The sequence below is a fragment of the Shigella sp. SIG3 genome, assembly GCF_053555855.1.
Window position 1 is genome coordinate 1 of the sequence record NZ_JBQZXE010000143.1, and the last position, 8,200, is coordinate 8,200.

Consider the following 8,200-nt stretch of genomic DNA (forward strand, 5'->3'; position numbering starts at 1 on the left):
GATCTCATTAATAATCTGCATTGGTGTTTTGCCATAATATCGTTGAGTCGCTCGCGTCAAATATTCCTGTGATTTGGCTGACAACGTCACCATATTCTCCAGCGCCGATTCACTAAACTGCTCTTTATCATGCATCTTTTCTACCGTACTTTTCAGCCACTGCGGTACATCATCAATCACCTGTTCTTCGCGGTAATGACGTAAACGGTTAATGACATAAAAAGTAACCATCTCAACAAACTCTTCCAGCCCTGTTTCGCGGAAATTTAATGAAGAAATCACTGTTTCCACATAGGTGAGAAAAGCGTTATTGGTCCGGTATACCTGCGAAGCAACAAAGCAATAAGGCAACAACGGCAGGTAATGCTGCTCAAAAAAGCGTTTACTGATCCCAACGTTCAATATGCGCGTGGCACCAAACTCATAAAAACTTTGATGGTGCGAACCTAACGGAATAAAAACAAAATCGCCCCGTTCCAGTAACACGCGCTTACCGTTAATCTCCTGGAAATAACGCCCGGTTAATACCAGAGTAAATTCATAATAGTCGTGCTGATGCAGTCCGCTGATACTATCAGTTTTGTTATAGATAAACACATGGAAGTTTTTGCCATTAAACAACTGCTGTTCTCGGGCAGTGGCAATTTCCGGCGCGTTAATCACTGGCTGCATCATCGACTCCTTATGCCTTCAGTTTTTCATGAAGCTCAATTAATTCAGTAATCAGTTCACGCGCAAGCATGGACGTCATTAAATGATCCTGAGCGTGGACCAGCACCAGACTCACTTTCATCTTACCTTCGCCCGCATCGCCTTCAATCAGTTTCGTCTGTACCAGATGCGCTTCATTCAATGCCATCCGTGACTGATCCATCATGGCTTTCGCTGCGGCAAAATCGCCCTGCTTCGCCTGTTTCAATGCGGCATACGCCAGGCTACGCGCTTGTCCAGAGTTGATGATAAGCCCCATCACCACTTCTTACAGCTCTTCAGCTTCTGTTTGCGTATCAGGAATATTATCGAGATCCATCATACATCGTTCCTCTCTCTTCTTACCGGCAAGATTACCCGTACCGGCATCGATTAAAATTTCAGGGGTTAGCGATATCTTCTTCGCTCTCTTCTTTATCAATCGCATTTTGTGCTTTGTTAGCCACCACAACAAAGGGCAGATAAATTAACGTTGCGATGCCAAGGTTGAAGAGTGCGACCAGCAATGCGGCGACGCTACCGTTGGTGTTAAAGAAGGCTCCCAGACCGGTTGGCATGGTCCACGGTGCAATATTGGTCACCGGAGGAATGATGCCCATGTAGTACGCTGCGAGGGTGATTGCCGCCAGAATCGGTTGTACCAGTACAAACGGGATAAACATCACCGGGTTCATGATAATTGGCAGACCAAACAGAATCGGTTCGTTAATCTGGAAGATGCCGGACGGCAGCGCCAGTTTTGCCACCTGACGATAATCAGCACGGCGAGAGGCGATAAAGATAGCCAGGATCAGGCCTAAAGTCGCACCACTGCCCCCAAGGAAAATAAAGGAGTCCAGCATCGGCTTGGCCCAGATATGGAAGGTCTTACCGGCTGCCAGCGCCGCTTCGACGGAACCATATTGCTGATAGGTCGCGATATTTTCCAGCGCCCACGGCGTCATAATGCCGTTGTCCAGTGCGGTCAGCGCCAGCGCGCCATGAATACCGAAGAACCAGAGCAGTGGAACAAAGATCACATAGGCCCAGCCCACCACGCTACCCAACGATGCCAGTGGGGTTGAGATGGTATCCATAATGATCTGATGGAAGTTGGTGCCCCAGGTATTCAACGCCCAGGCAATAATCCCCATCACGGAAAGAATAATAAAGCCGGGAATTAATGCCGAGAAAGAACGCGATACTGAAGCAGGTACGCTGTCGGGCAGTTTAATGACCCAATTGCGGCGGACAATAAAGGTAAACATTTCTGCCACCACCAGGCCAATAATAATCCCGGAGATGATATTCGCCCCACCTAACCAGTTTGCGCCAACCGCATAGGCCTCACCGACACTATATGGGGTGACGGTCATAAATGCTGCAACGGATAACAACCCAGCCGCCAGCGCATCGACTTTACGCTCTTCTGCCAGCGCCATGCCAATAAAGAACGGTGCCATTAAAGACATTATTCCTAATGTTCCGTTATATACGTTGCCGCCAATACCTTTCAGACCATTAAGTGTTTCAATGGTTGAGGCGTCGAGGCGAATACCTAAGGAATAAAAAACGACCCCTCCCCAAAGCTTAGAAAAACGTTGTTAATTAATACAAACATGGCCCCCGCAAGGGTTAACGGCATTAAGCGAATAAAGCCATTTTTGATTGCATTAACGTGTGGCTGCTTTCCTATTTTAACTGCAAAAGGGAGGAGTACCTTTTCAAGCGATGCAATAACATTACTCATAGAAAAATACCCTTAAAAACCGCAATTTAAATATTGCGGTATTGATTTATGAAATAACTCTTTGACGGGAAAATTTAAAATAAATTAATTTGCTGCGGCTTTTTTAATCGCTGCAACCGCAGCCTTAAGCACGCCTAAACCATCGACTTTGCCATAAAGCAGCGAGTCAATTACTTCAACCGGTTTGTTGGGTAACAAACGCTGGATTTCGGGCAACATATAAGCAATCTGCGGCCCTAATAACACGACATCGGCATTCTGACCTTTTTCACCAGCCAGTGTTTCCGGAAATGCTTCAATAATGACCGGAACTTCATATTTTTCTGCCTGTGCGCGCATTTTTGATACCAGTAAAGAGATAGACATGCCCGCAGAGCAAAACAGATAAATGTGTTTCTTTTCCATAAAACTGCCCTCATCGACGATTATCTGTCAGCCAGACACTCCGCAAGCCTTAACCTGCTTCCATGCTCTGGGTAACTTGCGAAACCAACATGACTTTTTTTGTGGCTGAAAGGAGTATACGGTATAGACCTGAGCAATAGTATTTCTTTGACCTTATAAATTGTTTCTCCTTGACCTGTGGTTATGACCCTCTTCACATTTCGGGCAAATAATTCGCGAAGATAATTAAGAACTCAGGCCAAAAAAAACCGGCGCAATGGCCGGTTTCCGTTGTTACTCAAGCTTTCAGACGAATTGATTACTTCGCAGCCTGTGGATCAGTGTCGTATTCAGCACAGGTCTGATAACCGGAGTTGATGACATGTCCGGTATCATCTAACGCGACAAAGTAGGTTTCTGCTTTACCATCACGTTGACCCAGGATGTAGGTCTGGCAAGTACCGCGAGCATGGATCATGCTCACTTCAGACGAAGGTTTACCCGCAATTTGTGCAACCTGCGCCCGGCTCATGCCTTTTTTGACGTCTTTCACCACAGGCTGTACAAACTGGTCTTTGGTACGATCATAAGCTGTACAACCCGCCAGCATGGTTAATACCGCCGCTGCACTCAGAATTCCTGCCATATTCTTGTTCATATTCCGTCCTCTTGTTTATCAGCGTGTTAGATAAGCCTGGAATACATTGGGCGCTTTTTCAAGCCCGTGAACGAAACGGCTCCGCTTTCAGAGGATTCCTGTATGACGTTTTAACCACCATTCAGCCCGCTGTCGCTTGTCGTTTCAGTAGCAACGGGTTAGCTTTAAGGAAGTTTTGTCTTTTCTGTCTGGAGGGGTTCAATGACATTGCAACAACAAATAATAAAGGCGCTGGGCGCAAAACCGCAGATTAATGCTGAAGAGGAAATTCGTCGTAGTGTCGATTTTCTGAAAAGCTACCTGCAAACTTATCCGTTCATTAAATCACTGGTGCTCGGGATCAGCGGCGGTCAGGACTCCACGCTTGCCGGAAAGCTGTGCCAGATGGCGATTAATGAGCTGCGCCAGGAAACTGGCAACGAATCACTGCAATTTATTGCCGTACGCCTGCCCTATGGTGTTCAGGCTGACGAACAAGATTGCCAGGATGCCATTGCCTTTATTCAACCGGATCGCGTATTAACCGTTAATATCAAGGGCGCGGTATTGGCTAGCGAGCAGGCATTGCGGGAAGCAGGCATTGAACTGAGCGATTTTGTCCGTGGCAATGAAAAAGCGCGTGAGCGGATGAAAGCACAATATAGCATTGCGGGTATGACCAGCGGTGTCGTGGTGGGCACCGATCATGCAGCAGAAGCCATTACCGGATTCTTCACTAAATATGGTGACGGCGGTACGGATATTAATCTGCTGTATCGTCTCAACAAACGCCAGGGTAAACAGTTACTGACGGCATTAGGTTGCCCGGAACACCTTTATAAGAAAGCCCCAACTGCCGATCTTGAAGATGATCGCCCTTCTCTGCCAGATGAAGTGGCACTCGGCGTGACCTATGACAATATCGACGACTATCTGGAAGGGAAAAACCTACCTGAACAGGTCGCCAGAACAATAGAGAACTGGTATCTGAAAACCGAACATAAACGCCGTCCGCCAATTAACGTTTTCGATGATTTCTGGAAAAAGTAATAATTTGCACCTATTGGATTGTGCGAAAAAGAGTAATTTGTTCACGCCGGATGCGGCGTGAACGCCTTATTCGACCTACAAAACTATGCAAATTCAATACATTGCAGGAGTCGAATAGGCCTGACAGGCGTAGCACGTCAGACGGTGTAACCTTTGTCATCAACCCGCCTCTTTTTTAATCGCCTCCCGCCTGTTACACTGGATAGATAACCAGCATTCGGAGTCAACAGTGGTACGGCGTTTAACTTCTCCGCGGCTCGAATTTGAAGCTGCGGCAATTTATGAATATCCCGAACATTTACATTCATTCCTTAATGACTTACCCACCCGACCAGGGGTGTATCTGTTTCATGGCGAAAGTGACACCATGCCGCTCTATATCGGCAAAAGCGTTAATATCCGCAGTCGGGTGCTTTCTCATTTACGCACCCCGGATGAAGCCGCCATGCTACGGCAATCCCGGCGAATTAGCTGGATCTGCACCGCAGGCGAAATCGGCGCTCTGCTCCTTGAAGCGCGATTAATCAAAGAACAACAGCCGCTGTTTAATAAACGGTTGCGCCGCAATCGCCAGCTCTGTGCCCTGCAATTAAATGAAAAGCGCGTCGATGTGGTGTATGCCAAAGAGGTGGATTTTTCACGAGCCCCCAACCTGTTTGGCCTGTTTGCCAATAGGCGCGCAGCTTTGCAAGCATTGCAGAGCATCGCTGATGAACAAAAACTTTGTTATGGCCTGTTGGGACTGGAACCGTTAAGTCGCGGTCGTGCATGTTTTCGTTCAGCGCTAAAACGTTGCGCCGGAGCATGCTGCGGTAAAGAGAGCCATGAGGAACATGCGCTACGCTTGCGCCAGTCTCTGGAGCGTTTGCGGGTGGTGTGTTGGCCTTGGCAAGGTGCGGTGGCACTGAAAGAACAGCACCCGGAAATGACTCAATATCATATTATTCAAAACTGGCTGTGGCTGGGGGCGGTTAATTCGCTGGAAGAAGCGACAACGTTAATTCGGACACCCGCCGGGTTTGATCACGACGGTTATAAAATTCTTTGTAAGCCGCTGCTTTCCGGTAACTATGAAATTACTGAACTTGATCCGGCGAATGACCAGCGAGCCAGTTGATTTCACTGAACAACAGTTTACCTTGCGGTTGTAAAAGCCGCAGGGTGTGCCTGCCATCGAACCAGCACGCGCCCTGGTCGGTAGTGAGCAGTTTGTCGCCCAGTTGCCACGCCCCGTTAATCACAAACACCACCCCGCCGCGTGAGCCAAAGGTAGTAAACGTACGTTCGGCAATTCTGACTTTCGCCTTACAGACATCCAGGCGCGTCATAATATTGAAATCCATCGACATCTGCCCTGCCGTCAGTTTCGCTTTTACCACCTGGTCCGCCGTAAAGGCAAAAGGCTGTAACGGTTTTAAGGTATGGTTAAAGCGGTCTGCGCTTTCAAGGAGCATCTCGCCGCCTTCCAGCAACGTCACTATCCTTTCCATGCCGGGAAACAAAGAAAACTCCCCATTCGCCGCGATGGATGCAATGCTGGCACGCCAGTAAAAATCACGTTTTGCCGGTGGGAAAGTGGAAATTTCGCGCGTTTCACCGGCAGCGTTTCGCCACAGATTCACCGACATTTTACGCATATCAAAGTATTCCATACTCGCTCCCGGCCCGTTCTTTTCATTGTTATCGTTCAGGTAACCGTGGATGGTTATCGGCAACTCGGGTGATTTACGTTAGTGGTGATCAGGCTTTTTTTACAACTGTTTGAGAAGAGAAAAGAAAACCGCCGATCCTGTCCACCGCATTACTGCAAGGTAGTGGACAAGACCGGCGGTCTTAAGTTTTTTGGCTGAAAGATTATTCAGCAGTTGCAGGCATTTTACCTTTTGCCGCTGGACGTTCTGTCAGACGCTTCTCAAAATTAGCATTAAATTGCTTTTTCTGTTCCGGCGTCAGGATGTTGTAAATTTTGTTCTGGGTTTCCATGTGCGCCAGCATGTTAGCTTTGCGCTGTTCTTCCATTTTTGCGATCTGCGCTTCAGCTTTTGCTTTATCGAAGGTATCGCTGGCAATGATGTCATGCATTGCGCGGCGTTCTTCCAGCGGCGGACGTTTCATCTGGTCACGCTGGCCTTTCATGATTTCGTGGATCTGCTGTTTCTGCGCGTCGGTCAGGTTCAGGTCTTTGAACATCATGTCCTGATGCGGACCGAACTTGCCTTTGTGGTGCATCATCGGCTTCGCGTCAGCCGGTGCTGCGGTAGTGGTGTCTGCGGCATGGGCCAGGTTAGCCGCGCCAAGAGCCAGGGTAGAGGCAACAAACAGTGCAGTTAATTTACGCATATTCTATATCCTTCCTTTCAGTTATTTATTACGGCTTTCTTAAGTAGCGTGCCGTGTTGACGAGATTAACTTTACTGACTTTAGCGTCAATTAATCAGAGCAACGGTAAAACAATGAAAGTGTAAAAAACACTTTTGCGCCAATTATGGAGAAAAAAAGAAAATTTGATGGAGAGTGATGAGAGAATATTACAAAACGATGATTTTGCAGAGATTATGAAGAACTATACCGGATGACTGGTGATAAATAAAGCAAATAACCAGGATTAATCTGTATTAATTTATAAGAAAGCAACTTAATACCCGCAGAATGATTTCTGCGGGTAAGTATTAGCTTATTTTTTCGAGCATTAATCCCGCGCGTAATCCCAACGCTACCAACGGATTAGGGAATAACACATACTCTACATCATGGGTTACGGTAAAACGTTCCTCTCCGTCCTGCGCCAGCAATGTTCCTTTCTCAAACGGCATAAAATTCAGCGTGTCACTTGCCATATGCATTTCGAAGGACGGCGAGTGGCGAGTAATTTGCGAAACCACCCGATAACGGAGCGGCGGTGTTCTCACGATACCGACACTCTCACCAGATAGCAGCGCAGCAATTGCGCTGGCAGTTACTGCAAACTGGCGAAGATCGTTTTGCCCAAAGGGCAACGCTTTGCCAAGTTCCAACGTACAGGCCAGCGCGCCAAAATGTCTGACGCTGAAATGGGTAAACGTACCACCAGGCTCCTGATGGAACACCAGCGCCTCCAGCCCCGCCGCACCCAGCCACGTCAGAAATTTCTCGTCCCAGGGAATGTCGCGTTGCGGTAATACACCGAACTGCGGATGCAAGGAGCCACGAATTGCGGTATGTAGATCAAGGTGCCAACGCACAGATTCTTTGCCCTGGTCATAAAAATCTTCCAGGCACTGTTCCAGTTCGCGCGCCCGACAGGTTTCTCCGCTTTCAGCAAATAGCTGCCAACGACCGCCAAACATTCGGTTCATATCGCTATGGCAATAACGTTTCCCTTGCTTCAGCGCAGGAGGATTCCCGAGGATCACCAGCAACCGCCAACGTAACGGGATCTCGCTGTGAGATATCGCGCCAAGCAACGCGTCCAGCATTTCCACAGGTGCCGTCTCATTACCGTGGATCCCCGCAGAAATCACCAGCGCGCCTTGCGGTGGCGTTAATGGCGTCAGTTCCAGCACACCATCGCCCAGCCAGCGCCAGCGAACGCCGTTGATTTCTCGCTCGGTGATAACCGGTTTTTTACCCGTTAAGGTCAGAGCAAGAAAATTATCCATTGCCCCCTCCCTCGCGCTGGAACGGATAAACCGAACCGAGATTCAGTAATT

The 8,200-nt window shown here is 48.2% G+C and carries 9 protein-coding genes and 1 pseudogene; 2 read left to right on the forward strand and 8 right to left on the reverse strand.

Features of this window, described 5'->3' with window-relative positions; translation table 11 throughout:
* From chbR to osmE, 5 genes and pseudogenes are all read right to left on the reverse strand, one after another.
* On the reverse strand, positions 1 to 675 hold a 675-nt coding region (gene chbR / locus ACUU1I_RS18085; RefSeq protein ID WP_449144872.1), incomplete at its 3' end, for a transcriptional regulator ChbR.
* Between the two features lie 7 nt (positions 676 to 682).
* Positions 683 to 970, reverse strand: coding sequence for a PTS N,N'-diacetylchitobiose transporter subunit IIA (gene chbA / locus ACUU1I_RS18090; protein WP_000522898.1), 288 nt, complete (start codon positions 968 to 970; stop codon positions 683 to 685).
* A gap of 121 nt (positions 971 to 1,091) precedes the next feature.
* Positions 1,092 to 2,440 (reverse strand): annotated as a pseudogene (gene chbC, locus ACUU1I_RS18095) (PTS N,N'-diacetylchitobiose transporter subunit IIC).
* 84 nt (positions 2,441 to 2,524) lie between these two features.
* The gene (gene chbB, locus ACUU1I_RS18100) at positions 2,525 to 2,845 is read right to left on the reverse strand and encodes a PTS N,N'-diacetylchitobiose transporter subunit IIB (protein ID WP_000412158.1); all 321 of its coding nucleotides are present in this window, start codon (positions 2,843 to 2,845) and stop codon (positions 2,525 to 2,527) included.
* Between the two features lie 298 nt (positions 2,846 to 3,143).
* Positions 3,144 to 3,482, reverse strand: coding sequence for an osmotically-inducible lipoprotein OsmE (gene osmE / locus ACUU1I_RS18105; RefSeq protein WP_001039044.1), 339 nt, complete (start codon positions 3,480 to 3,482; stop codon positions 3,144 to 3,146).
* A gap of 201 nt (positions 3,483 to 3,683) precedes the next feature.
* Here osmE and nadE point away from each other — a divergent pair, with 201 nt between their 5' ends.
* Both nadE and cho read left to right on the forward strand, forming a co-directional pair.
* The gene (gene nadE, locus ACUU1I_RS18110) at positions 3,684 to 4,511 is read left to right on the forward strand and encodes an ammonia-dependent NAD(+) synthetase (RefSeq protein ID WP_000175033.1); all 828 of its coding nucleotides are present in this window, start codon (positions 3,684 to 3,686) and stop codon (positions 4,509 to 4,511) included.
* Between the two features lie 229 nt (positions 4,512 to 4,740).
* Positions 4,741 to 5,628, forward strand: a complete 888-nt coding sequence (cho, locus tag ACUU1I_RS18115; protein ID WP_000252351.1) for an excinuclease Cho — start codon at positions 4,741 to 4,743, stop codon at positions 5,626 to 5,628.
* Here cho and ves read toward each other — a convergent pair.
* The 3 genes from ves to astE all read right to left on the reverse strand — a co-directional run bounded on the left by ves (position 5,588) and on the right by astE (position 8,149).
* A complete protein-coding gene (gene ves, locus ACUU1I_RS18120; protein WP_005068835.1) occupies positions 5,588 to 6,163 on the reverse strand; it encodes an environmental stress-induced protein Ves in 576 nt (191 codons plus the stop codon). The two genes, cho and ves, sit on opposite strands and share 41 nt — an antisense overlap.
* A 202-nt stretch (positions 6,164 to 6,365) precedes the next feature.
* Positions 6,366 to 6,851, reverse strand: a complete 486-nt coding sequence (gene spy, locus ACUU1I_RS18125) for an ATP-independent periplasmic protein-refolding chaperone Spy (RefSeq protein ID WP_001228978.1) — start codon at positions 6,849 to 6,851, stop codon at positions 6,366 to 6,368.
* Positions 6,852 to 7,180: 329 nt separating this feature from the next.
* Positions 7,181 to 8,149, reverse strand: coding sequence for a succinylglutamate desuccinylase (gene astE / locus ACUU1I_RS18130; RefSeq protein ID WP_000368518.1), 969 nt, complete (start codon positions 8,147 to 8,149; stop codon positions 7,181 to 7,183).
* Positions 8,150 to 8,200 lie beyond the last annotated feature (51 nt).

Excerpts from the sequence above, each read along its gene's own strand:
- chbA (WP_000522898.1), bottom strand. The coding sequence starts at position 970 with ATGGGGCTTATCATCAACTCTGGACAAGCGCGTAGCCTGGCGTATGCC.
- chbB (WP_000412158.1), bottom strand. The coding sequence starts at position 2,845 with ATGGAAAAGAAACACATTTATCTGTTTTGCTCTGCGGGCATGTCTATC.
- osmE (WP_001039044.1), bottom strand. The coding sequence starts at position 3,482 with ATGAACAAGAATATGGCAGGAATTCTGAGTGCAGCGGCGGTATTAACC.
- nadE (WP_000175033.1), top strand. The coding sequence starts at position 3,684 with ATGACATTGCAACAACAAATAATAAAGGCGCTGGGCGCAAAACCGCAG.
- ves (WP_005068835.1), bottom strand. The coding sequence starts at position 6,163 with ATGGAATACTTTGATATGCGTAAAATGTCGGTGAATCTGTGGCGAAAC.
- spy (WP_001228978.1), bottom strand. The coding sequence starts at position 6,851 with ATGCGTAAATTAACTGCACTGTTTGTTGCCTCTACCCTGGCTCTTGGC.
- astE (WP_000368518.1), bottom strand. The coding sequence starts at position 8,149 with ATGGATAATTTTCTTGCTCTGACCTTAACGGGTAAAAAACCGGTTATC.